A 23,963-nucleotide genomic window follows, 5' to 3' on the forward strand; every position below is an offset into this window, starting at 1 on the left:
CAAAGGAATAGTGACAGGCGTTTTGAGTATCTCTACACCACCATTCAGTTCATTGACGTCACACCAAAGCTTTCCAAGGGGGATATCTTGTTTGGGAATGCCGTGAACGAGAATAGAAACAAATGCTGCTTGTTTGTCCTCAACATCGTGAAAATCTGTGCGGGCTGCAACAAGAAGCGCCGTGCCCATCGGGGAGGGCTGGAATCTGCCGCTTGAATGGTTATAAACACCATCCAAAGCCTGTTCGACAGGCGCTACAGCATAGCATCTGCGAAACCCAATCACGCTATTTTGGCTGTCTCTTAACACGAGATAAAGCGTGCGACCATGAAACCATTCTGCCATGAGTATATCGCGTTCATGTTTTTTAACCGAACACCACGGAAAATTTGCCAAATCCCAAGGATAATCAATTTGGTTCCAGCTTAACTCCTCGTCAAAGTCATCTATCCAATTACCAATAAGCCTGCCTTCTTCTCTTGTGAGCGTGTGATTGATTTCTGTTGTGCGCCCAAAGGAAAACAAAGTGCCCCCAGCTGTTAAGTGAACACCGCTTTCATACTCCAACATGCTGTCATCAAGGCGTGACATATTGCCTTCCAAGGCTTGCACATCATAACCATAGGTCCCACGGCGAAAATCAGAGCGCAAACTTTTGGAAAGGTCGGTAATCGCTTCAATAGCTTCAAGGCTTTTACGTTCAGGCAACTGATCAAAATCAAGTTGAAAGGAGTTCCACCATGCGCGCCCTGTCCATGCGGGTTGAAAGCGTGCTGTAAGCTCTAACCATTGAAGCCCCATCTCTATTGCCATAACAGACCCGCGCAGGCGTTGCCATGCAAGCCCTTGGTCAATCAAATCATAGAGGTTAGAGAAATAAGGGGTTAATTCTTGTAAGCCATATTCGTCTATTAAAAAGGGCAACCAAGAAGGCGGACGCGTGATAAATTTCGCGCGAGGTATTTCTTCGAGTGCAGTTTTAACGTGAAGGTCAAGAGCCATTGCTTCTGCAAAACAACGTTCAAACAAGCTAGAATTCGGGGGCAAAAGTGAGGAAAGCATCAATAAGCACGCCCCCGTTCAGACAAAACAATATCCCCTAGTGCGACCGCTTCATCAGGTGCGACCAAAATATCTTCACAAGGTTGCGTTATGTTTACATGGTGAACGCCTTCAACCATCAAGCGGCTTAGTATCCAACTTAAAGACAAATCACGCCCAAGCCTCCATGCACGCGCCCATTCTGCTCTTAAATTCTGCTCCGCTCTTTCCAAAACAAAGGAGCCTTCATCCGGTAACAACCAAAAATCAGCAGAAACATTGATCATCCGCTGTACCGCGCTTTTCACAAGGATGTGGTCATTGGTCATTTTAACATGGGGGGCATCAAGGGCGGCTTGCACCTTGGCAATTAAAGCTTCATCTGCCACCCCTGATGGGCTATCACTAAAAAGAGCCACATGAATAATCGGGCTTTTGCCCACACGATAAACAAAAGCATCTTTGACATGGATATCACTGGAGAGCGCAAAATATTGATAACGTGGCGCTGTGCCCCCTGTGGAATGTCCTTGTCTATTCAAGCGAATGCGGCGGCGAAACCGCTCATCATCTTCATCCAAAAGGCGCGTGACCCCATGAAAATCCCCCAAATGGTCTAAACTTGTTCCACGAGCAAATGTGAGTAAATTATCCCGCGCCACTTCATTGATCCGTTGGCGCAACAGCAACTCTTCATAAGCCGCCGCTTGCAATTGAATGACCACGGGATCATAAGCGGTCTTTTCCACATTATAAGGAATATGATGCGCCGCAAAAAGCTCAGTCAAACGCGTGATCTTTTGCTCTAAAATTGCTTCAACAGAAAGCTCTTCAATAATTTGTGGGAGAGGAAAAGGTTCAAGCTCTGTCATCACCAACCTCTAAATTGATGCTCATTGGCTCTTGGTGTGACCAATCCCCCAAATGCCCATTGGGATAAAAAACACCCGTTAAAACAAAATGGAATGTGCCTTCACGCGTTGCTTTTGTCAGATCAATCCTCTGCAACGAAAACCCAGGCTCTCCACACTCTGGATCATCGAGTGCTTCAACAATTGCTTGATAAAGCTGCATCATCGTCGCAGGATCAGCATTGGCATCTTGGAATGCTCCAACATCACATCCATAATGACGACGCAAAACCCGTGTCCCAATTCTTGTCGTCAGACATTTACGAAGTGACTGTTGACAATGCGCAAAGCCATACAAGAGAGAGCCATCCTTTTCGCTCATCCCGCACCGCATGCTTTAAGCGCCTTTGCTTGTCTTTGTGGTAGAGACCGTTGGGGCCGCAGCAACAACAGGGGCTGGTTTTTCAGCGATCTGACCAAGCAGCAACGGATATTTAGCCGCTTCCTCACTTAAACAAATTTCCTCACCCTTGCCTGGTGAACGCTTGCCTGCAACAAAATCGGCATTGGTTAAAATAACATAAGTGTTCTCACGCATGATAAAACTCCTTTAAAGAGGGGAAGAGGTTGTGGAGGGACCCATTTTGACCCCACCGTGTTTGTGGCTTGCGCCAACAGATTTTTGATTATGCTGTAAATCTTCTGCTTGAATGTGCACACTGCCCGTTAATTCAACACGGGTTGCTTGATGAGAAAGCACCAAACCTTGTGCACTCAAATGAATTTGATTTTCCCCATGGGAGAGAATAAGTTCATCTTTTGTCATCCGCAAAGCGCCACCGGCATAACACAGAGCAAGTTCTTGGAAAGAGCGTGCGGGATTAGGCGCATCCTCACTATAGCTATCGCGCACCACCAGAGAGGCAGAACCAATTTCGCCATGGGGATTTAACAACCGCACCGGATCACCAACATGGAGGGGCATATTGCTTGAGAGAGCGCCAGAAGCTTCTTGCGCTTGCAACCAAGGCGATAAAACCGCTTGTCCATTGGAACCCTGTTCGGAAAGTTTCACCCGCACCCTATGGCCATCAACTTGCACAACCCGCCCGATCATGTGCTGGTTGGCAAGACAGCGTTCAAGCGCATCAAGACGCTTCATGATTTGTCGAAAGGTATCACTTAAGAGATGTGCGTCATTCATGCCCCACCTCATTGTCCCATGAAATCAAACCACTTTTGAGTTGTCCCTCATCACAAAAAATATCCTGTCCCAACTGATGCAAATCTTGGTGCCATTCCACCACGCTTATCGATACACCACGCTGCTTAATCGCCGCAGAGATAATCGGTTCAATTTGCACCTCACGCGGGGCACTCAAATGCGTTAGTCCCCACAATTGCCCGCTATGACAAAGCACCGCAATGGCTTCTGCTAAAAGCCAACTGGAAACATCACGCTCTTTACCTGTGGTAATAATAAAAGCCCCTAAATGAAGATCAGCACTCATCTGTCCACTTGCTACAGGATTCAAACGGCTTTCTAACACCGCAACCCGTATTGCTGGAGCCACCAGCATTTGTGTTTCAAGTTCTTCTAAATTAAAACGTCCAAATTGACAGCCGCAATCACGCACATCCGGCAAAGCCCTTTTAAGGCTTCTTATCACCGCTTCACGAAACTGATTAATGCGCCCTGCTTGCTTGACCATTTGACTCATGAAAATACTCTCCCCAGCCAATCTTCTGCTGCTTTGACAATTTCCACTTTATTGTGCTCTGAAAGCCCCAAATAAGGGCGTGCGGGCATGGTCACTTGATGCACACAAACAAAGCGGTGTGCATTGCCGCTTTTAAGAAAAAAGCGCAGTGTCTTGCCATTTTTCGGGCGAATAACCCCACCCAATTGATGAATCCGCGCATAAACCAACCCAGAGCCCACAATCACCTGTTCTGGTGAAGCTTTCATATCAATGGAGCGTGAAAGCGCCCCACTGGCATAAAGAATGGAGGTGCGGGCATGATTGTTTTTCCACTTCTCTCCTTGAGCAGACATTTTTTCACTTTGAATCCGCCGCCTTGTGCTTTCTTGAATGAGACGCCCAACCCCTTGTGCCAAAGTCCCCATCGAGCGATCAGCTCCCTTTTGCAAAAAGGATAAAGCCGCTTCAAGCCCTGTTTCTTTAATCTCAATATGGGTTGCAACAGACATATTATCTTCCCATCAAACGCGGCTTGGCATGGAAGAAAGCCCCATCACGCACGGGACCATCTTCGCTCATAATTTTAGGTTCATCTATACCTAAACCCGCTTTGCCTTCGGCAATACGTTTCAGCAAATCAACCGCCTGTTTGTAACGATCTTCAATAGTCGTGGTCAGTGCCGTATGGCGTATGGCTAAATTATAAACAGCAATATTGACACAGATCATACCCAGAGCCGCTGGCTGTCCAGCAATGGGGATTGAGTAGCGATGAGACAAATGCACATCAATCTCACCACTTGCCTGTTCGAGCGCGCGGGCAATGGCTTGCTCTGAAAAAACTGGATCAGAATTCTCATCCATCCCGCACAAATCATCCAAGAAGTCATCACCCCAGAGCTCTTCAATCAATGTTTTGCTTGCATAAGCCATGTTTAAAAGTTTCCCTTAGACAACTTCTTGCAACAAAACGCCGGCATCTTTTGCGGCAACCAATTCACACACACGTTCCCCCACACGCACCCGTTTACCACCTGATAAGCCGATATCTGGATCTTGGATCACTCCAGACAAACGTTCGCCCAACTGGGCGCTAAAACCCCAACTGATCACCGAACCATCTGCCTGTTGTTTGGTGGGGTCAATATAAAGCAGTGCAATCTTATTGCCCCACACGCGTGCCAATTGTGCCGAACGCCCTTTACGTGCCAAATTCACTTGCGATTCACCAATGAGTAAACGATCGGGGTGTATTTCCATCAGATCAGCAAATTGCGCCTTGGTGACAAAACCATCAGCAGTGCCACCCCCTTTAACGGCTTTAATGATTTTGGGATGACGTTTGAGTTTTGACCAAACAACTTTGCCCATCACAATGGTGTTGGGCGTATAGACGAGACTTTTATCCATCGCCTCATCTAAAGTGGCATAAGGGTCAGATTTCTCATAATCGCTAAATTTATTTTCACCCTTAAGCGTAATCACCCGCTCTGGTGCGTAATTTTCACTTCTTTGCACAAGAGCTGCAACACGCACTTCACGCCCCAATTCTAGCAAATTGGCAAGTCCCTCTACAGCTGTCTTTTCGGGGTTATAACGAGAGCGTCGCTCCGCCCGTGCCCGTGCCGCTGCTTCAATATCTGAATTGGGGATAAGATCATCAAGTCCGTAATCTTTGACACTGGCTTCCCGTTCAAAGGCAGAAAATTCCACCACATTCGGGCGCCCTTTTCGCCCAACTTCAAGTTCAGGCACGGTAAAATTTTCCGCTAAAGGAAATTCACTATATTTAAACACCTCACTTAAAACACAAACGCGTGGCAAAACTTTATCGCCAATAAGAGAACCTGCTGGATTGCGATAACCAATAGCAATAGCGGTGAGTGTTGGATCAATGGGAAAAGGTCTGTTCATTTTATGCCTCGATTAATTAATTTTAAAAGAAATAACATCACCAGCAGAACCATCACTCATGGCAATACCAATGGTGCGATCTGCGGCTTCCGCTTTAATGGCGTGTCCTTTGGGGTCAGAGGTCAAAAAATCACCAAAGGAAACATTGCCTCCACAAACCACTTCGCCCCAACCACATTGGCCAACATCAATCATCTCACCAGCCTTGGCACTCAATGACCCAGCAGTCCCTAATAATTTATCACCCTTACCAGAAGCCATTGCCACCATTCCCTCACCGCGGGCTGCAACAATGCAATAAGGTGAGATCACATCTCCAGCGCGAAAAGATTTAATTAAAATCATCGTACTCATGATTGGCGCTCCTTTTGCTCGCTAATATACTCAACCGCTTGGCTAATGGTGATGTCGAAGCCTTTTTTCTTCTGCTCTTCCTGATAATGGCGTGCCGCAAGGGCAACCTCTTCTGGAGCAAGCTTTGGTTCTTGTGCTAAGGCACACACTTCTAGAGGGCTTGTTGAGGCAAGCGCCGGCAACTTCTCGACCAAACTTTTAAAATGTTCCATCCCCCCTTCAAGGGCACAAAGCGCACGATATTCCTCGCGAGCAGCCGGCAAAATCTTGCCCTCTTCAATGGTCTTATCTAAAAGACTCTCAATGGCACTGTTTTTTTGCTCTTCTTGCAAAAGCGCTAAATCTTCTTGCATCTTTGTTAATTGGGCATTTAATTCCACGCGTTCCTTTTCGCGCGCTTTAAGCGTTGCTAAAACCTCATCCGCTTTAGCATCTTCTGCCAGCGATAGTGCACTGGCAATGGCTGTCAAATCCATCATTTTCTCCGTCAAAGTTATAGGGGAGGGCTGTTCACGGCTTAAAGCCGTCATGACAAGGGCTGGACGGTTCACCAAACCAGCACCGGCTAAATTTAAAATTTCACCTTTCTTGGAATGGCGAAACTCAGGCGAAAGATAGCGATATTCTCGGGCAACAATCTTTTTAGCGGCCATATCGGTCCATTTAACACGCCCCCAAATCGCACCATCCCGCTCTACTAATTCTTCAATCCAGCCACTGGCAGGTGCTTCTAAACCATTTCTCGCACGGTGATGTTGCCCATGCTCATAATCAATCACAAGCGGTCCTTTATTGGCTGCAAAGGCTTTTAAAATAGTTTGCGGGTTATAATGCCATTGTCGTCCATCACGTGCCTTCACATGGGGCGCTTTGGGCAAAAGCTCTACCCACTCAGGCGCTTGGCTAACGGTAGCGTCTTGGCAAAGATCTATTAACGCAGCATGAAATGTTTCTGCATCCCCATCTTTTTGATCTTCGTGAAATTCCTGTTCCATACATTGCCTATTGCTTTACAATTGTCATTGGCAATACAATGCATGAAACTTACTCCCACTATAAGTCTGACACTGTCAGTCAAAAGAGCATTTCTCAAAAAAGCACTCTTTTCCCTATTCTTCTCCTTGTGAGAGAACCCCCCGTGCCAAACCATCCCATAAAATCGTTTTCAAAGGCACTTCAAAGGCGATAGAGCGCCGTTGTCAAGTGAGAGGTACAATTTATCGTCTTATACAAAAAAAGCCTCTCTCAAGCCGTTTTTTTAAAGATTGCTTTTGAACGTTGAAACTGTTAGATTACCTGCGAGGCGTGAGCCAGTTATGCCAGGGCGGCTTTGCCGGATCTGTGAGGAGTTGACCGCCCTCCACGCCTTCTCTTTTCACAAAAGCCAGCAGATCTTTTTCGGTGTTCTCTTTACAACAACCGTTCATCCTTCTTTTCAGCGGCGTTTAACAAACGTTGAATTTCGCGAAAGCTCTTTTTATGCATCGAGATAAGCCACCACTCTTGTTTGCTTGCTACCCATTTGACTGCAAAGCGCCACCATGCCCCACCATTTTCACCCAAAAACACAACACTCTGTGCATCTTTTCGTCTAATAACACCATGGGGGCGAATGAGTGTTTGAATGGCGCCACGAAAATCATCCAAGCGAAGATCACGCGCTTGATGCTCTAACAAAATATGTTTCACACTGTCTGCGGATAAGCGAATAAGAGAATTTTCCGCTGCAAAAACATCACGCACCTTTTGTGGTATAGGTGCAATGGGTATAAACCCGCGAGGCATACGTCCTTCAAACATCGCTTCCAAAAGCGGCGAACCCACAATATCTTCAATGGCAATGCGTTTGTCATTGTCCCCCATCACAGAAATTTTATCACTCAAAAAACGGCTTAAATTTTGCGCCCGATGTTTCCCAGGGTTCAAATGCCAACCAGGATCAATGCCCTTTGGTATCTTCTCAACTTTCCCCGTCCGCTTATTGTGCCAAACCTGCTTTTCAACATGAAGTGGCTCTGCCCCCTCTTCATAGCCTAAATCTTCTGCTTCATAACGGCTTACCTGTCGCACACTGCATTTACACCGCCAGCCATTGGGCGGATAAAGCCAATCCCAAACCGGATCATCAACGGGTGCGGTAAACCCCACCCAACTTTCATGTTCTAAACGCTTATGTTCTGAACTTGACAAAGCATAGGTGAGATAGGGCAAAAATTCTTTATTATTTTGTGTGCGCTCCCACTCACCTGCCGCATGCGCACTCATGGTATTGGCCCAATAGACCGTTTCTAAACGCCGTGGGCTGCCCAATTGTACCACGCTCTTTTCACCAGTTTTGGGGTCAATGCTGGTCTTTTTACCCCACCAACCCTTTTCCTGTAAAATCGGCATCAAATTTTTTTGAAAATCTTGAAAAGGAACTTGATGTTTTATGGCTTCTCCAACCGCTCGCTTAAAATCATCCAAAATGTCATAGCCTAGCGATTTTGCCACCGTAAAGGAAAAGGCATGTTCTTCTGGTGCTATATCACGCCAATCAAAGCTTGGAACAAGTGCCTTGGCTTCAAAATAACGAGTGACCTCTTTGGGGGCGGTTTTAAAAAGTTCCTCATCCATGATACCCAAGCCCACGTGCAATCATTTGTACTTTTGCCAAGCGCGCTGCTAATGCGTGATGATCCATCTCACCCAATAATTCATCTAAGCCTTTAAGGATATCCTCATAACTTTTTGCTTCTCTCACAAGCTTTTTAAAAGGCTCTAAAAGGGGTTCTAAGTCCTCTTCCCAGTCGCTTAAAGCTTCTTGTGAAAGCCGGTCCAATTCGTCGTGATGTTTCCCACCCTTCTCTTTTGCACCCTTGCTCTCTCTTGTCACAGAAACATCAAAAACACCTCCACAATCAGCACAAACATGAGCCTTTTCTCCCCTCTCATCATCAAGCGCATTATCAGGAGCCTTTAAAACATCCTCTTCCTTTTTTGGTTGCGAAAAACCAATCTTATTGCGCACTTCTTGCGCCCCAACACGCAAACCCAAGGGCACAAGTTTTTCCAAAGCGTCACTGATGGCTTTAATATCTTCATTTTCCGAAATCGGCCAATAGACAAGGGGAGCGCGCTCTTGGCGCCCAAAATTAATCTCAACAAAGGGCACAATCAAATCACGATTAGCCGTTAAAGCTAATTGGCGTGCATCAGCTCTGGCAATATCATGGCGCACATTTTCATGAATGCGCGCTTGCGAAAAGGACGAACCATCATCCGTCGTCATCGTTTGTCCCAACACACCTTTAGAAATTTGTCGATCTAAATATTCCGCCTTAGAAGCAAACACCGCATTGCCACTGCCCCCTGCCGCTTCAATAAATTCAATCTCCATTTCTTTGGGAATAATCGCTGCCGCATCACTGGATAAATCACGCACCGCTTGAATGAGAACCCGCCGTTCCTCATGAGAAGAGCTTGCCCCATATTTACCCACACGCAAAGGCATACCGTAAACTTCTAAAAATGCCATCCAATCTTTTAAGGTATAAGATTTAAACAAAAAAGCCCAAGCTGCAAGCCGCGCAAGCCCAGAACGAATAGGCAAACCGCTTTTCAACTTGGGTCTGTGAATAGAAAATTTATAAGCAGGCAATTCACTTCCATTAAAAGACCCCTCTTCTTTTAAACGCAAATGAAAGCCATCCCGTCGATCCAATTGAAAAAACCGCTGGTCACGCCATTTCCAAGCAACCGGCCACCATTCCTTGGCACTCTTGTCCCACAAAGTTTCAACAACCGCATAGCCTTTTCCCAAAGCATCTAACAAATCCGTGACATAATCATCAACAAAAGTAGGCGCACTAATCACTTCCCGCACCGCATCTGCTATCTTTTTGTCCTGTGCACTGTTGCTTGCGGCAATCACTCCAGGCTCCACCCCTGTGAGAGCATTTTTACGCATGCCAAGCACAGCACGATAATGCAAATCACGCTCTTCCATATCATCGGCAAGTTGAAAAAACTGCTCTGGATGCCCCTGTGCTGCCTGTTGCAAAATATCAGCAAGTTGCGCAGGGGTCAGACCACTGACAATGGTTTGTGACCATACATCACGAACACCGCCAACGGTAGGGCTTGCGACTTCCCTCTCCAACCCTTTGATATTAAGCGCCCTGCCCCACTGATCTAAAAGTTTTACCATCTCATCATCCCATCAATAAATCTTTGATCGCATTGTTGAAAAAAAAGGCGTTGAAAAGAGCGAGCTTTCATCAAAACGATAAGCCTCTCTCACAGGTGTATAATCATAAATTTCAGGAGTTTGGCGGCTGGCAAAATAAGCCAAAGTGCAAGCAATCGCGCTATCACCATGGCGCATAAAACCATCACTGCCTTTAAAACGATGATTGTCTGGAATTTTCACAATGCCATTGACATAAGCAAGCGCTTGATGATCGGCAACAATGTCACTATCGCGCGGCAAAACAATCGTCCCATCCCCAAAAGCTTCTAAATAAGCCGGCATTTCCTTGCCATACCAACTTTGTGACAAGGGCACTTCCTTCACACAAGCCCCATAACGTTGCGCCGCTTTTTCGGCTAAATAAGCCCCATTGCCCCGCGCATCTAACGCGCCGCCCATCAAACGCGGCAAACCATTCACCCCATAAAATAAAATCTCTCTTTGTTGATCAAACGGCGTATTGCGCAATTCCACCATAAACCGGACACGGCGCACCAAATCTTGTCCCACCTCCATCACCACAATCGATGTCGCATCGCCCGATCTGGCAAAATCAACACCAAAAACATGTTGGCGCCGCCGGTCAAGCCCAATATGAAGAGGTTTTATATGTTTCTCACACCAAGCAAAAGCAGCAACACTTCGTTGATGTTCCGATTGATTTTTAAAATCATCCACACAAGCAAAACGCAACACTGCAATGTCAGGCGCACAACAATTTTCAATCTGTAAACGTGTTAAAGCCGCCCCTTCTTGATCGGCTGGTATGGCATCTAATTCTTGGCGCATCGCAGCCAAACGCACCCCATAAGAGGCACGAATTTGCTCTTCCCATTGTTGCTCAGATGCTAAACTCCACACCTCCCCCTTCATCGCACAAACCCGTTTAAACAAGCCATTTTTAACAGCAACACCAAAGGGGTAACAATGCACAGAAAAAGGCACTTTTCCCGCTCGCGCCTCACGGATCAGTTCATTGAAAGGATTGAGCACACCATTATGGGTGGAGATCACACGGATCTTGCCTCCCCAAATGAGCAAAGCATTGACAGCATCCAAAACAGCGCGCACATCTTGATGAAACGCCGCCTCGTCAATCACCACAATACCTTGTAACCCACGGATATTTTCAGGGCGGCTCGAAAGCGCCTCAACCCGAAACCCCGAAGCAAAACGCACCCGATAAGCAGAGATATATTTTGTTGAACCATCCGCCCTTTGATCAGAGAATAAAAATTCCTCAACATCCCCACTATGGCTCGTAATTGCCGAAGCAAAATTGCTCACATAGCCAATAAATTCCCGCCCCTTGTCTTTAGTGTCACCAATATAAAAAACATTATCGCCCCTCGCTTCACGTGCCGCCGCTGCAATCAGTGTATCATCCAAAGCTTCTGCAAAAGTAATGCCGGTCCGCCGCCCCTTTTCAACCAATTTTAATGGGGACTTATCTTCAATCCATGCCCGTTGATGCGCCATCAAAACACCTTCCGCTAAGGGATCACTCTCTTTGGGAAAAGTACTTCTCTGCCAAATATCAAAACCACTCTGATGATCAAAGACATGACTTTTTGAAAAGGGCTGTTCAGCCATTTTTAACCCCCAACACCTGCGCACGTATAGCCCGCGCTGTTTCTTCTGAGAGCCCCGCCGCTGCTGCTGCAGCGTCAACCGCTTTGCTTGCTTTGCTGGTAAAATCTTTTTCCAACTTTTGCCGTCTGGTGGTCGATAAATGTTCAGCCGCCAAAACCCCTTTAAGCGCATTGGCTAATTCTTGTGCTGCCTTTGGCGAAAGGTTTTTCCCACTGCTCAACGTTGAAAAAATCAACTCCTTAATCGCTGCCGCCGTCAAAAGAGTGATATTATCAGAAGCTTTAGCATCAAAGCGCTGCGAGAGGCTTGCTGCAATTTCTCTTGTCTGTTCTAGGCGCCGTGACATCACGGCTAGCCGCAAAGAATAACGATTAAAACTGGAAAAGGAGGGTATAGAAAAGCTTAAACCCATTTCTTTTTTTAAAGCCTTCAAAGCTGCTTTAAATTCATCATAAATGGCTTTTTGCGTCTTCTCACGCCCATTTAAAGCCTCAGCAGCAGCAGCAATAATTTGATCACAAGCTTGCGGCAATAAATCAATCGCCGTTAAACGTCCACGCCCGACCTTGCGCATCCTTCACCTCGTCTTTTATTGATGAACGTTTAGGCCGCTTAATCCCCTCAATGGAAAAGCTTCGGTCTAAATGACGCGCTCCCCGTTCTGTTAATGCCGCAAGAAAAACCGAACCCACACATTTTAACGTAACAGCACCTTGATCTTCCATCCATGCCAATTCATTATGCACAAAATCGCGATCGCGCCTGATGCCATAACTGTATAAAAGCCGCTCAATCATCGCACTCGATAAAGTTTCGCTGCGCTCACAAGCAAGCCCTTTTAAAATAATCAACCGCGCTTCTTCACGGATGATTTTATCCATATCTGCTTTCATTTCTTGGCATTCTCCAACAAAAACTCTTGCAAGCGCTCACCAATGGCTGCCACCGGTTGTAATTGTGCAGAAAGCGTGTTGAGACGACCATTCAATTTCTCCATATTCACTTCCAATCTTTGCAGCGCATCACGATCAGGCAAAAAGTCCATCTCTGTTTCTAACTTTTGCACACGCTCTTTAAGCGCCGTGATATCTTTCAGCATTTCCCGCGCACCTGAAGAAAAATAGGCTCTCAAAACCCCACAAATTGCAATAACCGATAACAATAAAGACAACCAGCCATTGGCAACACTGATATCCAAATTCACTTAAAAGTCCCCTCTCTTTTGCCTAAAATCGCCCGCTCCGCAGCTTTTCTGCGCTGTTCACAAATCAATAAAGCAGCACGATCACGCCCCCAATAGTGCACCACTTCACGCGCATTCAAAGCACGCTCTGGCAATAAAGCTGGGCGGGCACACGCCATGCGAACAACAGGCGGCAACTCAACCGATAAAAAATGATAAGAAAGGCTACCCACCGGCTTGTGTGTTGAGCAAGCGCACACGCTCAAGCCCAATGCCACCGCCAGTAGTTGGCAATACTGCATTGACTTCCTCCATTTTTGTAAGCTTTTGTTCCAAAGCCGAAATCACCCCTTGCGCTCGATGCTCAGCTTCCAACGCTGCTTGTCTTTGTCGCTCTTGTACAAGCAGTGCACGTGCTGAAGCCTTGGCAATCTCCAACTGCCAATACAAATCACGCGCCTTTTCCGCTTTTAAAATTTGCGCTTTCATAAAGCCAAAAGCCGCCAACATCACACTGACCAAAAACAACAAACCAAAAGACAGTTTTGAAACAGGGCTAAACATTGCTTTTATCTCCCCACCTCGTTATCTCCACCCCATCATAGGAGCTGCTATGCCGCTTATGGGAATGTTTCCTATTAGAAAAATCCAACGAGCCAAAGCCACGATGCACCCCCAGATTGCCAACAATAATCGCCACCATCGAAGGAATAGAAATGCTCGCCATATCAACAATATGCGGAGCCCCCCACAAACCACCAGAAACGAGCAAAAAAATAACCCCCCAAGCAAACCAAAAGGACCACCATAAATAGAGCCTAGAACCACGATAAGAAGGTTTCATGCCTTTACCTCGCCTCCAAGTCCCAAAAGCTTTTTGGCGCGGTTTAAATAAATCAAACGTTGCACAAGTCCATTTCTTCCCCCATTAATCGCCTTGGTAATCCCTAAATAATCATCTTGATCAGCCAGCCTATTCAAGCCTTTCATTTGCCAAAACCAAACAGCAGACCAAAGCGCTGCTGGAAACTTTTCCAGCTCTTGCGGAAATGCCTCACAATCAACCGCTTGTTCATCGACTAAGCGCCAAAACTTCGTAAAACGACGATAATTATTGCGCCCCGTCAACTGGATCAAACCACGCCCCTTAAAGTGCACCCCATCCCCAGGGTTGACATTGCCTAAATCACGCCGCCCCTCATAAGCGCGCCCTGAGGCATATTCACAAACGGTAAAAAAGCCATCACTCTCATGGGCACATTGGCTTAAAAAATGGGCAATACGCAACGGTGTTGTGAGTGCCCCATAAGATAAAGCTTTAGGCAACACGCGTGCCATTTCAACAATAATAAAATCTTGGCGCGCATGATGCGCCAATTTAGGCGCAAGGCGATGAAGAAAAGAAGCATCTATTGAAACCATAACAAACCACTCAATGCATAAAAATCCATGCGCAGTTTATCGGATTTCAAACCCCCAATATAAGCCTGACACTGTCAGTCAAAACTCTCAATACTCATAAAACTCTGGAAATAATAAACCTTGTGGTTCTTTTGAAGAAATTTTCTTCTTCAAGCGATAGGCTGTGCGCACATGCATACCAGAAACAGCAGCTGCAGCATCAACCGACCAGCCTTTTTGCAACGCTTGCACCATTTTTTGCCGCCGTTCAGCATCTCTGCCAAGGGGGATAAGAAGGCGCACACCCGAACCATTAAAACAAAAATGGTTGATCAATTGCTGCGCCTCTTCAAACCCAACAATTTCAATCAACCAATCCGCACTCTCAAGACGCCCGGGTATATAAACTTCTCGTCCACCAAAAGCCCGCATCATATTCCATGCTGCTTCACTGCCCGCAACATCAGCTATTTCACGCAATAAGGCAGGAAAATCGCTATAGATTTCCTCTTGCATACATGCTTACCCCTCGCTTTTAACACCTTTACGGATTTTCCGCCCCCAAACATTCATCACTTCTCTAAAGTCGCCCCCACTCATCTCACCAAAAGCTTTACCACTTAACGCCATAACACTTTGATGAAAAGATTCCACATCAAACACAGCATCGGGATTCAAACACTTCCATTGGGCACACAAAATGGAAATGCTTGGTTTCTTCCTCCATGAATCTTCGCGGTTTTTTCCTCTCCAGTCAACCCCACCCTCACGCTGCAACCAACCTTTCAATGCCTCAATAGCTCTGCATGCATCATCGCTATCGCGTAAAAAGCGAACATGATCAATCCCTGTCTGTCTTTTCACAAAGGCAAGCAACGCTTTATCTGAACGATCACGAATAATGCCAAGATTCCACCCAGCAATCCAAAGCGCCTGGAGCTTCTTAGCATATTTACCCTCTAAACGCTTCCCATTCGGCTTAAAACCAAACGCTTTCATTTCAGCGATAACCAAGTGCTTTTCTGAAAAATTCAAATCTTTCGCCGATTGCTTGCCTGTCAAGCGATAGAGCAGTGCGCGATAGGTCTCATCATCAAGACCTAACGCGCGTTTTCCCATATGAAGGACAGCTAAAGACATCTCTCCCCCCTCATGTCTTCGCCAGATCAATGGTCACAGCACGCCAAGCGCTTTCTAATGTATCGCGCTCATAAAAACGCACATATTCCTTAGATGTCGTCACACGGATCGCTTCACGAATGGCACGCATCGCCTCTTTCCAGCGTGGATCATCAATATCCAAACGCAACAGCATAAAGATCTCGCCCCGATTCACCTTGCCTTCTTTATCCGTATTAAAAGCACGCGTAATAATCGCACGGATTTCAGGGCGTGCATCCGCAGACCATTCATTCAAACACTCATCAAGAAGGCTTTTGGCAATTTGCAATTGCGGTCCAAAATCAACACTTTCCTGAACTTGCACCTTAATACGTTGCAAACCATCAAAGCTTGTGTAAGTACAATTGCCCTTTTTGCCACGCCGCTCCACACCATATTCTTGCGCAAGCAAGCTATCAAAATCACTCAAATCCGCAATCGTATGGTTGTTAAAACGTGCAATCCTTGCCGATAATTCTTTCGCAAAACCCATAATTTTGCGCACCGTTTCATCCTCTAACAAATCCGCAGGGCGGATCAAACTTACCGGCACCAAAGCCCCTTTCGCATCCTTCATATAACGCGTACCTTCAAGTTCAATTTGTGGATTCATCACCAACTTCCTCCTGTGTTTTTTGAAAACGACGAAATGGCACAACATCCCCTGAAGAAGGCGCACATCCCGCTTTCAATTGCCAACGACACCGCATAAGCTCATGACTTAAAACGTGGTTATAGCCTGCCAAACGACGCAAATACTCATTCAATTCTCGAACATCTTGTCCATGCATAAAAATGCCATTCACCTCATACTGTAAAAAGGCAGAGCGCAAAGCAATCAAGCAATCTCTTACCATATAAGGGTTACGTTCCATCATTTGCTTCCTCCAAAATCCATATAAATCACACGATTGCTCTCATCCGCATCAGAGCCTTCACACTCAGCCAAAACTTCTGCAACTTCAGCTTCCAAAACCGCATCCGCTTCCCCCAAACGGTGAACACTCAACTCCAATTCAAGCAATAACGCCAAATCAACACACAATTTAAGCTTTTCTCCAATATCAAAACCGCATTGATAATCGTCATAAAGACCAACAAGCGTATCGGATAATTCTTTGTCGCATAAAGAGATCATGCCAATTCCTCCACGTCACGGTTTTTCCATGCCGCTTTGACATGTTTCAGGGTCACCTCACACCCATCTCCAAGCGCTGCCATGCGTGCCAACATCATGGTTTTATCAATTTGCCGCAAAGCTCCAGCCTTTAAGCCAATCCCTGTCAAAAACTTTATCGCACCAACATCCTCAATCCCCCAATCATGAATGCGCGCAGCAATATCCTCACTATAGGGCTTGCGCCGTTTCAGATGCATCGCCAATCGGCTTTTAATTTGCGCATAAGAGGGACCATTTTGACGATGAACCAACCGCCCCGAGATCTCATCATTCCCAACCAAAGCGAGCCCCGTACCATTAATATCAACAAAATGGCGCAACTGATTAATCGCTTCATCCGTTAAATTTTGCGCTTCATCAACAATCAACAACGTACCACTGCCCACGCGCTCTAATTTCTTACCAATCGCACGTGTTAAGCGGGTGGGATTATATTCCACCACTTCCAATTCTGCTGCCATATCATTCAAAATACCGTGAACACTGCGCGTATGCGGGCTGGCTGTCACCAGATAAACATGCGGGCGGGTAGAGCGATAATGACGGCAGGTTTCGGTCTTACCACTGCCCGCATCAAGCGTAATCATCACCATATCCCCCGTACTTTGTGCCAGCGTTAAAGTATCAATAATCTCACTGGCAATTCGATTCCTCTGAAAGGCTGGTTTTTCAGGGATCTTCTCCAAAAACCCCGCCGTTTCCTTTAAAACCTCAACCCATTGTTGAACCTTTGCATTTTGCTTACCCAATTGCCCCGCATAACTGCCTGCATACCATTGCGAAAACGTCCCATCCGGCATGCCTATGCGCCGCGCCACCTCTGCTTTCGACCAATCATTCATTTGCCCCAAAGCTCTGACTGAATCCACAAGCTCATTCCATAAAGCAATGTCATCACTGTTGCGGTTTTGTGCTGTGCCATTAGGCTGGATTTTAGGTCGCGCCCAAGGATTTTTATCGACCGTTGCATTTATCGCGTTTTTCATCTATAATCTCCCTCTCGTATTGATCTAGATTCGTATTGATTTTAGATTTTATTGAATGGGTAGGCTCCCACCTACCCATTTTTGTTACTCTAAAGCCGTACGCGATACTAAAACGGCTAACCTTGCAAATCCCCTCTCTTTCTCACACATCAGGGAACTTGCTAACTCCACGCATCTCACCCGATCAGGCAAAGATACCTAGAAACTTCATGTATTGATTAGACTATGAAATGGATAAGATTCCTCCCCCCTTTCTTTGTTAACGCTTCAAGCTGATACGCGATACAAAACCAGCTTCCTTTTGAGAATTCTTATAATCCCCCCTCTCTTTTCCTATTTCCTTATTCTATTGCTTAGGAAACTTGATCACCTCACGCCCCTCATCAGACGCCGAAAGCTTTCTCAAAGCTTTATGCAAGTGTTGACTGAATTCTTCCTCCCCCAAAGCCTCATCATCGTCTGCTTTCAAAGCTAAATTCCCCACATTGTTTGGCATCAAGCGGCTCACCTTTGGCTTTATCGGAAGCTTCGATTTGAACGCTTCATCCTTTTTCTCAAGGCGCCCATAAACATCGGCCAAGTGATCAGGTGCAAGCTTTGCCGCTAGCTGTTTTTCTGCTTTAACAGCCTTCACATATTCTTTACGCAAACGCCCATTCAAGCGCGCCGCCTGCTGGTCATAAAAACCTACATCACAAAGGCATGGTGCCAAACAAAGCAACCGATTGTTCAAATCATAAACCCGTAAATCCTGATGCAAATTATCCGGATCAAAGCGTACAATCACTTTTTTCCCCGCATGCTCATTCAACGCCCGCGCCCAATAACGATTGCCATAAAAATGGATCTCCCCCGTACCCTTTTGCGCACGCAATGCCTCAGAGGTTAAAAGCCATAAAGCCCGTTGTGCTGCCGTTGCTTGCCGAATAATCGTCCCCTCTGCTTGCAAACTCTCTGCAAAGGTCTCATCAAAACTGCGCCCCGCACAATTAACCGCCTTACGCCCTGCTTGCGCATTATGTGCACAAATTTGCGCACCAACATGGGCTTTAAATTCTTCAAATCCTATCGCGCGCTTGCCATAATCTTCAGGCTTGGCATCCGGTTTATTGCCCGTATAAGCCCCCGCACAAAAGGGATGTTTAGAAATCGCTTCTGCCAGATCACGCCATGCCCGCTCAATCGGTTTAGACTGTCCGCTATAAGGGGTGGTCCATTGCAATTGCACCCCCAAACTCGTCAAAAGCCCTTGCGGATCATCCGGCTTAATCTTAAAACGAAAACGGTTTTGTACACCTCCAGAAATCCACTTGCTGGTAAAAGCGCGCCCATTATCCAAGGTCATACGCTCTGGTATGCCATAAGCTTCCACCATATCCCCAATCACCAAACGAACAATTTCCCAAGTCTCAGCATCCGATAAGCGCCACGATAAAATCTTGCCCGAATAAAGATCTTGAATGGCAATCAGATAAAGCCGCACAGGCTTTTCTGTCCAAGGAACATTCACAAAAACATCCAGCTTATGTCCATCCATATTCACTGCTTGCAATGCATGCAAGCTTGAGCGATCACGCCGTTGTGCTGGATAAAGCTTTTTTGCCTTTTCTTCTCCCTCACGCGCTAAAACCACAACCGCTTTGGAAATTTGTCTTTCAAAACGACGCCGCAAAGCCCGCTCTGAAGGAATGGGCTGCCAACCCCGCTCCTGCGCAACCGAAACCATGCGCCGATAACATGCCGAAAAAGCAGGGCGAGACGGGCGCAAATAATCCGAACAAAAAACCTCCCACGCCCCCTCATGACACGGCGCAAATTGCGAAACATTCTCCTCACCATAACAAGGCGCTAAAGCTGCCAACCAATCAGGGCGCTCATACCCCTCCACCATCTGCCGCCAATTAAAAAGCGACATCCGGCTCACACCAAATTGCACCGCACTCAAACTTGCCGCATCATGCACACCCATACCGGCATGGAGCAAATCTTCCCAAAAACAAAGTGCCTTCAAACGCTCTTCACAGCGCCTTTTATGCGCCTTTGAAAGCCCCTCATAACGCACCCAAATACTTGCCTTTTGCTCCCCTTGCGTTTGTTTCACATCAACAGCCCCACCAAACCGCACCAACAATGCCGCCCGCGCCCCCTCCGGCAATAAGGAAATGTGATACTCCCAAACCGGCTTGGTTTTGCCTCCCACTTTCCTCGAAAGTTCAGAGTTTTTTCTCCAATATGCCCGTCCGTGGTTTTCAAGACTTTTATATGTTTTCGGCAACCCTGGCAAAGCTGCTTCAGCCAATTCGGCAATAGTAAACCATTCCTTCATGGCTGCCCCCTTTTAATGCGAACCGGCGTTGCGCGCATGGCTTTCAATCGCGCTGCAATCTCCCGCTGTTCCTGCTGCAACCGCGCAATTTCTGCTAAACGCGCCTCATCTCCTTGCAACAGCAACAATCCATCTTCACTCACCACCTCATCCCAGAGCCAAAATGCCTCTGTCGCCCGCACAAATGCCTTAAACCGTGGCAGAGAAATATCAACCTGCTTACTTTCCGCAACATAAGCATCCAAACTGGCCTTACTTAAACACCCAATCCCTAAATAATGCGCCATACGCTCCGCAATCACACTGCGCTCTACCCGGCATTCACGCAAAGCCCGCGCCATCGCACGCTTAATGCGTGAGCGAAACCGCCCTAAATCAATCTGTGCAACCGGTTCGCGGCAGGGAAAAACCGGCTTTTGGAAAAAATCAAGCTGCCCACAACCATGCCTCTTCATGACAGCACCTCCCCCGATTGCTTGTTCAAATAATCACAAAACCGCGCCTTTGTCTGCGCATCCGCTCTCTGCCAAACACCCAATAACTGAGCAAAAATCCGTTCCTGTTCATTAATTTGCGGAGGTGTATTAATCCCATTGACCAAATCAACAGCCCGCCGTAAATCCCCCTCAACCTGTTGCAAAGCAATTGCCACACGCCGTTGCGCAACCGGCTCCATCTTCGCCAACTTCAACAATTGCGCTTGATTATCCGCCAATGCCGTCCCCCGCAAAACAGACCGCAACTCCGGCTGTAAATGCTGGGAAATTTTCGTTAAATAATGCACTGCACGTTTCGATAAACCAATACGATCTGCCACATGTTTGGCAAAGTGCAAACTTTGCACTTTGCCATTTAAGTCACCATCATTTGGCAAAGGGTCAACTTGACCCTTTGCCATTTTGTCCTTTGTATATTGATTACCATGATCACCACCAACCTTAATCTCCCCATACTTCTTTTCCCACAATTCGCGGTAAGTCTGGACAAAAAGCGCACGATCAATAACAGACAATTCATTGCGAAAGAGGTTTTCAGCAACTTCTAAAAGCGCGGCATTGTCCTTATCAGCCTGCACCACAACCGCATCAATTTCGCTATAGCCTAAAAGCTCCGCAGCACGAAGCCGATGCGCTCCAGCTATAAGCGTGTAATTACCCTCTTTAGCATTAGGGGTATGGCGCACCGTAATCGGATTCATCAATCCCTCCCGCACTATTGATTGCGCAAGCGCCTTGGCATGCTCATCATCCACAGGGCGTATACGCTCCGGCACCACAATCACATCAAGAGCAAGCTTTTGAAACTGTGCCATCACGCCGCCGCCTTTCTGATCTCTTTAAAGAATAAATCCATCGCACGCCCCGCCCATCTTTGGTAAGCTTTCGCAAAAACTGGTTCCATTAACCGCCGGTTAATCACCTGCAGTGACAGAGAAATAGAAGTCCGCTGACGTGCCTGTATCGCAACAATACGCCGCCGTGGCACCTCAAACTGATAATGCAAGATATGAATAACAATCTGTCGCGCTAACGCCGCATCAAATAGGCCATGCGGTGGGTCAATAATATACCGGATCGGCAGATGCTTAAATCCACTACTCACGGCTTTTAAAGAACAGGAAAGCATCACCTGTAAACGTTCAACTTCTGAATAAGGATTAACGATATCGCTTCTGGCATCTGGGGTCCATAAATTACAAGCAGCAACCATAACCACCCCCTATAAAAACAATATGACAACCCCCTAATCGCCAGAACCAACCCATCCAAACGGCTGTTCTATGATGCAACTCTATGCAATTTATCTTGCCTATTTCGTATTGATCTTTAGACATTGATAAACCTTTTTATCTTATGGTATTTAAATTCATGGCAAATGCGCAAAAACGCAAAGCCGTGTAACGAAACTCAAGCAGCATTCCCACGCAAAGCAGAATGCGCACCCGAATCTGTGTTGGCATGTTTTGCTGCTTTAAAAATGCGACGGCGACTTTTGGGGTAGCGGTCGCTAAAAACCTGCTCGACGGGCCAACCGATAAAATCGGCAATAGCACGTTCGGCTTTCTCGTTAGACCGTGTCCAGATATGTTGAACACTGGATGACGATAGTTGATAAGCTTTCGCGAGCTCCGCCAAGGTCATATTACGGCGGCGTAGCTCGGCTAAAATACTATGGCGATCCCATACTTGTGTGATAGTCATAAACTTCGCTCCTGCTTCAAACGGATGCTCCCACATCCGTTTTTTGTGGGGTTAATTGTAAAATATCTGCCCTCTATATCGGGCGGTAATATGAGGTATATCTACAAATGGGATATTAGTCAACCCCATTTGTAAACATTTATAATATGAGACGACAAAAAAATGAGCCCAAAACTGCATTAGCAAAACGACTCACAGAAGTTAGAAAGCTTGTGGGCTTATCTCGTGATATATTTTCACTTAAAATTGGTATCAGTATTCAAGGGCTTGGAAATTACGAACGCGGTGATAGAACTCCAGATGCAACGGTTTTATCAGCATATAAAGAAAAATTTGGAGTAAACCTGAATTGGCTTTTGACCGGTGAAGATGCAATGTTTATAGACATGATGATGGCTCGGTCTTTCAATATCTCTCCGCCTACCATTCCTGCTGGACTCATGAAAAAGCTTGGTCGTATAGCTTATACAACCTATCGCGATGCTAAAATAAAACTCCCCCCTGAAGATATAGCGGAACTCGCGGCGGAACTTTATAGAAAACTGCAAGAGCTTGTTCAAGACATCAACGACACGGAAGAGGTCGAAGCAACTTTCCCTCTTCTTAAAATTCATTTAAAGCGTCAAATAGAAGCTGAAAAAGAACACTCCAAAGCTGCACAAAATACGGCTTAATGCTACTCTAAAATGAATGGGGGAATCTCTTTACGTTTTAAAATCCCGTAACTTAAAACAAACCTAAATATGAATAAGGAGCATTTTTGGCACGCCCTAAAAAAGAACCTAAAACAGAACTAGCAAAGCGGCTATGTGAAGTGCGACGCGCCCTTGGTTTCACGGAGCGCAAGCAATTTGCTGAACATCTTGCAGCACCTGAAAGTACTATGTGTAATTATGAAACTGGCTTGCGAGAACCACCTGTATCAATGTTGGTAATTTACAAAAATGTTTGCGGTATATCTGTGGAATGGCTAGCTACAGGTGAAGGCGAAATGTTTAGTGACATGGCAAAGGCGAAAGCAGCAGGTTTTAAAGCACCAACCATACCTGCTGGTCTCATGAAAAAGCTTGGTCGCATAGCTTATACAACCTATCGCGATGCAAATATAAAGATCCCTCCTGAAGATATAGCGGAACTCGCGGCGGAACTTTATGGAAAACTGCAAGAGCTTGTTCAAGATATCAACGACACGGAAGAAGTAGAGCTTATTTTACCTCTTCTAAAACTGCATTTAAAGCGTCAAATAGAAGCTGAAAATGCGCATTCAGAAACTACATAAGATACAGCTTAATGCCTCTCTAAAATGAAAAATGAAAGTGGAAATCTTTTTACATTAAAAAATTTATATAAATTATTGATAAACAATACTTTTTACTCAATTTTTAGAGATTTCCACTTATATATGGAAATCTTTTTTGCTTTTTTGGTTATTTTTGGCTGATTTCGGAGTGAGCTTCACAATTTACCGAATTTTTTTCACAGGGTCTTCAAAGGCGGTTTTCTGGGCTTTCACAGACTTTTCAAAATTTTTCACAGGGTTTTCAAAGACCTTTCAAAGCCTTCTCTCATTTTTACCATGAAAACGCACTTTTTTCTAATTTTCGCTCTTTTTAGCTCTTTTTTACAATTTTAGGTGTCAAAATAGATTTTGACAAAACGCGCATTTAATGCTAAATTTTATACATAAAAACAACAAATTACCACGTATTCCTACCTAATCCCACCTTTTCCCACTTAGTATAAAACCTAGTGTCAAACTACAAGGGTCTTCAAAGACCTTTCAAAGATCATTTAAAGCCTCTTTTTCTTTTCTGCTCAAAATCACAATTTGAGATGAT

At 45.9% G+C, this 23,963-nt stretch carries 34 protein-coding genes; 2 read left to right on the top strand and 32 right to left on the bottom strand.

Annotation, left to right across the window (positions count from 1 at the left end):
- The 32 genes from ACFINE_RS07955 to ACFINE_RS08110 all read right to left on the bottom strand — a co-directional run.
- Positions 1-1,062 (bottom strand): phage tail protein (locus ACFINE_RS07955; RefSeq protein ID WP_375621647.1); only part of this gene is annotated, 1,062 nt, incomplete at its 3' end.
- Positions 1,062-1,913, bottom strand: a complete 852-nt coding sequence (locus tag ACFINE_RS07960; RefSeq protein WP_375621648.1) for a baseplate J/gp47 family protein — start codon at positions 1,911-1,913, stop codon at positions 1,062-1,064. The genes ACFINE_RS07960 and ACFINE_RS07955, both read right to left, overlap by 1 nt.
- A complete protein-coding gene (locus ACFINE_RS07965) occupies positions 1,900-2,286 on the bottom strand; it encodes a GPW/gp25 family protein (protein WP_375621649.1) in 387 nt (128 codons plus the stop codon). Before ACFINE_RS07965 ends, ACFINE_RS07960 begins: the two co-directional genes overlap by 14 nt.
- Positions 2,287-2,289: 3 nt before the next feature.
- Entirely contained in the window at positions 2,290-2,490 is a 201-nt protein-coding gene (locus ACFINE_RS07970) for a hypothetical protein (protein WP_375620339.1), read from the bottom strand.
- Between the two features lie 12 nt (positions 2,491-2,502).
- Complete coding sequence (locus ACFINE_RS07975; protein ID WP_375621650.1) at positions 2,503-3,096, bottom strand: baseplate assembly protein; 594 nt, start codon at positions 3,094-3,096, stop codon at positions 2,503-2,505.
- A complete protein-coding gene (locus tag ACFINE_RS07980) occupies positions 3,089-3,613 on the bottom strand; it encodes a hypothetical protein (protein ID WP_375621651.1) in 525 nt (174 codons plus the stop codon). Before ACFINE_RS07980 ends, ACFINE_RS07975 begins: the two co-directional genes overlap by 8 nt.
- On the bottom strand, positions 3,610-4,104 hold the full coding sequence (locus ACFINE_RS07985) for a phage virion morphogenesis protein (protein ID WP_375621652.1): 495 nt from the start codon (positions 4,102-4,104) through the stop codon (positions 3,610-3,612). Before ACFINE_RS07985 ends, ACFINE_RS07980 begins: the two co-directional genes overlap by 4 nt.
- 1 nt (position 4,105) lies before the next feature.
- Positions 4,106-4,528, bottom strand: coding sequence for a gp436 family protein (locus ACFINE_RS07990; RefSeq protein ID WP_375612327.1), 423 nt, complete (start codon positions 4,526-4,528; stop codon positions 4,106-4,108).
- Positions 4,529-4,543: 15 nt separating this feature from the next.
- Positions 4,544-5,509, bottom strand: coding sequence for a capsid protein (locus ACFINE_RS07995; RefSeq protein ID WP_375621653.1), 966 nt, complete (start codon positions 5,507-5,509; stop codon positions 4,544-4,546).
- 12 nt (positions 5,510-5,521) lie between these two features.
- Complete coding sequence (locus ACFINE_RS08000; protein ID WP_375621654.1) at positions 5,522-5,863, bottom strand: hypothetical protein; 342 nt, start codon at positions 5,861-5,863, stop codon at positions 5,522-5,524.
- Positions 5,860-6,858 carry a phage protease gene (locus tag ACFINE_RS08005; RefSeq protein ID WP_375621655.1) on the bottom strand — a complete coding sequence of 333 codons (999 nt, stop codon included), beginning with the start codon at positions 6,856-6,858 and terminating at the stop codon, positions 5,860-5,862. Before ACFINE_RS08005 ends, ACFINE_RS08000 begins: the two co-directional genes overlap by 4 nt.
- 415 nt (positions 6,859-7,273) lie before the next feature.
- On the bottom strand, positions 7,274-8,479 hold the full coding sequence (locus tag ACFINE_RS08010) for a phage minor head protein (RefSeq protein ID WP_375621656.1): 1,206 nt from the start codon (positions 8,477-8,479) through the stop codon (positions 7,274-7,276).
- Positions 8,472-10,052 carry a DUF935 domain-containing protein gene (locus ACFINE_RS08015; RefSeq protein ID WP_375621657.1) on the bottom strand — a complete coding sequence of 527 codons (1,581 nt, stop codon included), beginning with the start codon at positions 10,050-10,052 and terminating at the stop codon, positions 8,472-8,474. The genes ACFINE_RS08010 and ACFINE_RS08015 overlap by 8 nt, the downstream gene beginning before the upstream one ends.
- 12 nt (positions 10,053-10,064) lie before the next feature.
- Positions 10,065-11,687: a hypothetical protein gene (locus ACFINE_RS08020; protein ID WP_375621658.1), complete on the bottom strand. Its 1,623-nt coding sequence runs from the start codon at positions 11,685-11,687 to the stop codon at positions 10,065-10,067.
- Positions 11,680-12,261, bottom strand: a complete 582-nt coding sequence (locus ACFINE_RS08025; protein WP_375621659.1) for a phage protein Gp27 family protein — start codon at positions 12,259-12,261, stop codon at positions 11,680-11,682. The genes ACFINE_RS08020 and ACFINE_RS08025 overlap by 8 nt, the downstream gene beginning before the upstream one ends.
- Complete coding sequence (locus ACFINE_RS08030; RefSeq protein ID WP_375612320.1) at positions 12,224-12,580, bottom strand: hypothetical protein; 357 nt, start codon at positions 12,578-12,580, stop codon at positions 12,224-12,226. The genes ACFINE_RS08025 and ACFINE_RS08030 overlap by 38 nt, the downstream gene beginning before the upstream one ends.
- Positions 12,577-12,891 (bottom strand): DUF2730 family protein, encoded by a 315-nt coding sequence (locus ACFINE_RS08035; RefSeq protein ID WP_375607966.1) that lies wholly within the window; start codon positions 12,889-12,891, stop codon positions 12,577-12,579. The genes ACFINE_RS08030 and ACFINE_RS08035 overlap by 4 nt, the downstream gene beginning before the upstream one ends.
- Complete coding sequence (locus ACFINE_RS08040) at positions 12,888-13,103, bottom strand: hypothetical protein (RefSeq protein ID WP_375613747.1); 216 nt, start codon at positions 13,101-13,103, stop codon at positions 12,888-12,890. The genes ACFINE_RS08035 and ACFINE_RS08040 overlap by 4 nt, the downstream gene beginning before the upstream one ends.
- The gene (locus ACFINE_RS08045; protein ID WP_375621660.1) at positions 13,096-13,434 is read right to left on the bottom strand and encodes a hypothetical protein; all 339 of its coding nucleotides are present in this window, start codon (positions 13,432-13,434) and stop codon (positions 13,096-13,098) included. The genes ACFINE_RS08040 and ACFINE_RS08045 overlap by 8 nt, the downstream gene beginning before the upstream one ends.
- Positions 13,427-13,714, bottom strand: coding sequence for a hypothetical protein (locus ACFINE_RS08050; protein ID WP_375612317.1), 288 nt, complete (start codon positions 13,712-13,714; stop codon positions 13,427-13,429). Before ACFINE_RS08050 ends, ACFINE_RS08045 begins: the two co-directional genes overlap by 8 nt.
- Entirely contained in the window at positions 13,711-14,292 is a 582-nt protein-coding gene (locus tag ACFINE_RS08055; RefSeq protein ID WP_375613744.1) for a glycoside hydrolase family 19 protein, read from the bottom strand. Before ACFINE_RS08055 ends, ACFINE_RS08050 begins: the two co-directional genes overlap by 4 nt.
- A gap of 87 nt (positions 14,293-14,379) precedes the next feature.
- Positions 14,380-14,787, bottom strand: coding sequence for a helix-turn-helix domain-containing protein (locus ACFINE_RS08060; RefSeq protein WP_375613743.1), 408 nt, complete (start codon positions 14,785-14,787; stop codon positions 14,380-14,382).
- Between the two features lie 6 nt (positions 14,788-14,793).
- A complete protein-coding gene (locus ACFINE_RS08065) occupies positions 14,794-15,411 on the bottom strand; it encodes a regulatory protein GemA (protein ID WP_375621661.1) in 618 nt (205 codons plus the stop codon).
- Between the two features lie 10 nt (positions 15,412-15,421).
- Positions 15,422-16,045: a DUF3164 family protein gene (locus ACFINE_RS08070; RefSeq protein ID WP_375613741.1), complete on the bottom strand. Its 624-nt coding sequence runs from the start codon at positions 16,043-16,045 to the stop codon at positions 15,422-15,424.
- Positions 16,029-16,307, bottom strand: coding sequence for a hypothetical protein (locus ACFINE_RS08075; protein WP_375621669.1), 279 nt, complete (start codon positions 16,305-16,307; stop codon positions 16,029-16,031). The genes ACFINE_RS08070 and ACFINE_RS08075 overlap by 17 nt, the downstream gene beginning before the upstream one ends.
- Positions 16,307-16,570, bottom strand: coding sequence for a hypothetical protein (locus ACFINE_RS08080; protein ID WP_375621662.1), 264 nt, complete (start codon positions 16,568-16,570; stop codon positions 16,307-16,309). Before ACFINE_RS08080 ends, ACFINE_RS08075 begins: the two co-directional genes overlap by 1 nt.
- Positions 16,567-17,598: an AAA family ATPase gene (locus ACFINE_RS08085; RefSeq protein WP_026500458.1), complete on the bottom strand. Its 1,032-nt coding sequence runs from the start codon at positions 17,596-17,598 to the stop codon at positions 16,567-16,569. The genes ACFINE_RS08080 and ACFINE_RS08085 overlap by 4 nt, the downstream gene beginning before the upstream one ends.
- Before the next feature lie 346 nt (positions 17,599-17,944).
- Positions 17,945-19,924 (bottom strand): transposase domain-containing protein, encoded by a 1,980-nt coding sequence (locus tag ACFINE_RS08090; RefSeq protein WP_375621663.1) that lies wholly within the window; start codon positions 19,922-19,924, stop codon positions 17,945-17,947.
- On the bottom strand, positions 19,921-20,379 hold the full coding sequence (locus tag ACFINE_RS08095; RefSeq protein WP_208438027.1) for a hypothetical protein: 459 nt from the start codon (positions 20,377-20,379) through the stop codon (positions 19,921-19,923). The genes ACFINE_RS08090 and ACFINE_RS08095 overlap by 4 nt, the downstream gene beginning before the upstream one ends.
- Entirely contained in the window at positions 20,376-21,236 is an 861-nt protein-coding gene (locus tag ACFINE_RS08100; RefSeq protein ID WP_375621664.1) for a ParB/RepB/Spo0J family partition protein, read from the bottom strand. Before ACFINE_RS08100 ends, ACFINE_RS08095 begins: the two co-directional genes overlap by 4 nt.
- Positions 21,236-21,634, bottom strand: coding sequence for a hypothetical protein (locus ACFINE_RS08105; RefSeq protein ID WP_375621665.1), 399 nt, complete (start codon positions 21,632-21,634; stop codon positions 21,236-21,238). Before ACFINE_RS08105 ends, ACFINE_RS08100 begins: the two co-directional genes overlap by 1 nt.
- A 197-nt stretch (positions 21,635-21,831) precedes the next feature.
- Positions 21,832-22,125, bottom strand: coding sequence for a helix-turn-helix domain-containing protein (locus ACFINE_RS08110; protein WP_375621666.1), 294 nt, complete (start codon positions 22,123-22,125; stop codon positions 21,832-21,834).
- Between the two features lie 146 nt (positions 22,126-22,271).
- Here ACFINE_RS08110 and ACFINE_RS08115 point away from each other — a divergent pair, with 146 nt between their 5' ends.
- Both ACFINE_RS08115 and ACFINE_RS08120 read left to right on the top strand, forming a co-directional pair.
- Positions 22,272-22,799, top strand: a complete 528-nt coding sequence (locus ACFINE_RS08115; RefSeq protein WP_375621667.1) for a helix-turn-helix domain-containing protein — start codon at positions 22,272-22,274, stop codon at positions 22,797-22,799.
- Positions 22,800-22,885: 86 nt separating this feature from the next.
- Entirely contained in the window at positions 22,886-23,404 is a 519-nt protein-coding gene (locus ACFINE_RS08120) for a helix-turn-helix domain-containing protein (RefSeq protein WP_375621668.1), read from the top strand.
- The last annotated feature ends 559 nt before the right edge of the window (positions 23,405-23,963 follow it).

Origin of the sequence: Bartonella sp. AA97HXZ (assembly GCF_042196985.1) — a bacterium.
Classification (GTDB): domain Bacteria; phylum Pseudomonadota; class Alphaproteobacteria; order Rhizobiales; family Rhizobiaceae; genus Bartonella.

What these genes read in the sequence shown, in the direction of transcription:
- ACFINE_RS07970 (WP_375620339.1), bottom strand. Translation starts at nt 2,490, where the DNA reads ATGCGTGAGAACACTTATGTTATTTTAACCAATGCCGATTTTGTTGCA.
- ACFINE_RS08085 (WP_026500458.1), bottom strand. Translation starts at nt 17,598, where the DNA reads ATGAAAAACGCGATAAATGCAACGGTCGATAAAAATCCTTGGGCGCGA.
- ACFINE_RS08095 (WP_208438027.1), bottom strand. Translation starts at nt 20,379, where the DNA reads ATGAAGAGGCATGGTTGTGGGCAGCTTGATTTTTTCCAAAAGCCGGTT.
- ACFINE_RS08050 (WP_375612317.1), bottom strand. Translation starts at nt 13,714, where the DNA reads ATGAAACCTTCTTATCGTGGTTCTAGGCTCTATTTATGGTGGTCCTTT.
- ACFINE_RS08005 (WP_375621655.1), bottom strand. Translation starts at nt 6,858, where the DNA reads ATGGAACAGGAATTTCACGAAGATCAAAAAGATGGGGATGCAGAAACA.
- ACFINE_RS08020 (WP_375621658.1), bottom strand. Translation starts at nt 11,687, where the DNA reads ATGGCTGAACAGCCCTTTTCAAAAAGTCATGTCTTTGATCATCAGAGT.
- ACFINE_RS08115 (WP_375621667.1), top strand. Translation starts at nt 22,272, where the DNA reads ATGAGACGACAAAAAAATGAGCCCAAAACTGCATTAGCAAAACGACTC.
- ACFINE_RS08110 (WP_375621666.1), bottom strand. Translation starts at nt 22,125, where the DNA reads ATGACTATCACACAAGTATGGGATCGCCATAGTATTTTAGCCGAGCTA.
- ACFINE_RS07965 (WP_375621649.1), bottom strand. Translation starts at nt 2,286, where the DNA reads ATGCGGTGCGGGATGAGCGAAAAGGATGGCTCTCTCTTGTATGGCTTT.
- ACFINE_RS08000 (WP_375621654.1), bottom strand. Translation starts at nt 5,863, where the DNA reads ATGAGTACGATGATTTTAATTAAATCTTTTCGCGCTGGAGATGTGATC.
- ACFINE_RS08070 (WP_375613741.1), bottom strand. Translation starts at nt 16,045, where the DNA reads ATGAATCCACAAATTGAACTTGAAGGTACGCGTTATATGAAGGATGCG.
- ACFINE_RS07960 (WP_375621648.1), bottom strand. Translation starts at nt 1,913, where the DNA reads ATGACAGAGCTTGAACCTTTTCCTCTCCCACAAATTATTGAAGAGCTT.
- ACFINE_RS07975 (WP_375621650.1), bottom strand. Translation starts at nt 3,096, where the DNA reads ATGAATGACGCACATCTCTTAAGTGATACCTTTCGACAAATCATGAAG.
- ACFINE_RS08090 (WP_375621663.1), bottom strand. Translation starts at nt 19,924, where the DNA reads ATGAAGGAATGGTTTACTATTGCCGAATTGGCTGAAGCAGCTTTGCCA.
- ACFINE_RS08030 (WP_375612320.1), bottom strand. Translation starts at nt 12,580, where the DNA reads ATGAAAGCAGATATGGATAAAATCATCCGTGAAGAAGCGCGGTTGATT.
- ACFINE_RS07995 (WP_375621653.1), bottom strand. Translation starts at nt 5,509, where the DNA reads ATGAACAGACCTTTTCCCATTGATCCAACACTCACCGCTATTGCTATT.
- ACFINE_RS07980 (WP_375621651.1), bottom strand. Translation starts at nt 3,613, where the DNA reads ATGAGTCAAATGGTCAAGCAAGCAGGGCGCATTAATCAGTTTCGTGAA.
- ACFINE_RS08080 (WP_375621662.1), bottom strand. Translation starts at nt 16,570, where the DNA reads ATGATCTCTTTATGCGACAAAGAATTATCCGATACGCTTGTTGGTCTT.
- ACFINE_RS08100 (WP_375621664.1), bottom strand. Translation starts at nt 21,236, where the DNA reads ATGGCACAGTTTCAAAAGCTTGCTCTTGATGTGATTGTGGTGCCGGAG.
- ACFINE_RS08025 (WP_375621659.1), bottom strand. Translation starts at nt 12,261, where the DNA reads ATGCGCAAGGTCGGGCGTGGACGTTTAACGGCGATTGATTTATTGCCG.
- ACFINE_RS08055 (WP_375613744.1), bottom strand. Translation starts at nt 14,292, where the DNA reads ATGGTTTCAATAGATGCTTCTTTTCTTCATCGCCTTGCGCCTAAATTG.
- ACFINE_RS07985 (WP_375621652.1), bottom strand. Translation starts at nt 4,104, where the DNA reads ATGTCTGTTGCAACCCATATTGAGATTAAAGAAACAGGGCTTGAAGCG.
- ACFINE_RS08015 (WP_375621657.1), bottom strand. Translation starts at nt 10,052, where the DNA reads ATGGTAAAACTTTTAGATCAGTGGGGCAGGGCGCTTAATATCAAAGGG.
- ACFINE_RS08060 (WP_375613743.1), bottom strand. Translation starts at nt 14,787, where the DNA reads ATGCAAGAGGAAATCTATAGCGATTTTCCTGCCTTATTGCGTGAAATA.
- ACFINE_RS08010 (WP_375621656.1), bottom strand. Translation starts at nt 8,479, where the DNA reads ATGGATGAGGAACTTTTTAAAACCGCCCCCAAAGAGGTCACTCGTTAT.
- ACFINE_RS08045 (WP_375621660.1), bottom strand. Translation starts at nt 13,434, where the DNA reads ATGTTTAGCCCTGTTTCAAAACTGTCTTTTGGTTTGTTGTTTTTGGTC.
- ACFINE_RS08105 (WP_375621665.1), bottom strand. Translation starts at nt 21,634, where the DNA reads ATGGTTGCTGCTTGTAATTTATGGACCCCAGATGCCAGAAGCGATATC.
- ACFINE_RS07990 (WP_375612327.1), bottom strand. Translation starts at nt 4,528, where the DNA reads ATGGCTTATGCAAGCAAAACATTGATTGAAGAGCTCTGGGGTGATGAC.
- ACFINE_RS08065 (WP_375621661.1), bottom strand. Translation starts at nt 15,411, where the DNA reads ATGTCTTTAGCTGTCCTTCATATGGGAAAACGCGCGTTAGGTCTTGAT.
- ACFINE_RS08075 (WP_375621669.1), bottom strand. Translation starts at nt 16,307, where the DNA reads ATGGAACGTAACCCTTATATGGTAAGAGATTGCTTGATTGCTTTGCGC.